This window comes from Caballeronia arationis, from assembly GCF_001544975.2.
Lineage (GTDB): Bacteria > Pseudomonadota > Gammaproteobacteria > Burkholderiales > Burkholderiaceae > Caballeronia > Caballeronia arationis.
On the sequence record NZ_FCOG02000510.1, the window covers coordinates 1 to 928 of the forward strand.

General features: G+C 52.6%; 1 protein-coding gene. It reads right to left on the minus strand.

Annotated elements, in window-relative coordinates; genetic code table 11:
- Nucleotides 1–514: 514 nt before the first annotated feature.
- Nucleotides 515–739, minus strand: a complete 225-nt coding sequence (locus AWB81_RS43545; protein WP_062644786.1) for a DUF2934 domain-containing protein — start codon at nt 737–739, stop codon at nt 515–517.
- Nucleotides 740–928 lie beyond the last annotated feature (189 nt).

A 928-nucleotide genomic window follows, 5' to 3' on the forward strand; every position in this document is an offset into this window, starting at 1 on the left:
GCTTTACTATCCAGTTCGAGGACAGGCTGATGCCCCGTTAAACCACAACCTGTTTACACAAAATTCGGGACACCCCCGGAGGGTTCTTGACATCATGTCGTACCTGCCTCGGGAAGGTGTCGCCACGCGCCCTGTGTTCGTCGATTTCATCTAAGTCTTTCCTCGGTCCGTTCGATTGCAACAAGACATCGGCGGACATTTTTCGCTCGCGGACTTAGGGCAGTATTAGGAACACCCCCAAAAAAAGACATCGCTGGACCCTAGCTAGCCAGACGCAATGCCTGTCATTCTCATTCATCGCCTGAAGTGTCTCGCGTGACATTCGTATTTCAAGCGCGCATTCGGCACAAGACAACTCGTCCCTCGGTCATGTTGCTTCTTGAGTGGACCCACCTTGCCGCCCCCGCCCGCAGGTAATCCCTCTCGCGGGATCACCTGCGCGATTACGCAGATCGAACCGGAGTTAGCCTGACTACTTCGACGCGAAAATTAGGTATCACACTATGATATAGATCTAAAGGAGTTTTGCATTGATTTTGAGCTCGAATGCTGAACAGGTTAAGGTCCTATGTTCGCTACCAACGCAGGGCGATCGGGACTTCTCCTCGAGCATTTCTTGTTCGACAATTTCACGCGCCTGTCGCCAATACTCGTCGGCACAACCTTCCATGCTTCCGTCTTGCTGCCAAAGCTCATAGGCTTTTTTGCGGATCCGTTCTTCGAGTGTCAGTTCTTTCATCGGTCCTCCGCTGTAGTAAATCTAGGCACCGCGAATAACGGAATCCAAGTAAATGACTCGAGAGTGCCGAGTTCTTGCGCCTTTCTCACGGTCTCATCTTGGCGTTCGTGAGCCCGGACGGTCAGTTGAAACTCCCCCAGTTGTGGTCGCCTAAAATCCCCCACCGTGTGAAGCAGGACGAGGTCGAGT

Coding starts and splice junctions, on each gene's coding strand:
- AWB81_RS43545 (WP_062644786.1), bottom strand. CDS start 739: ATGAAAGAACTGACACTCGAAGAACGGATCCGCAAAAAAGCCTATGAG.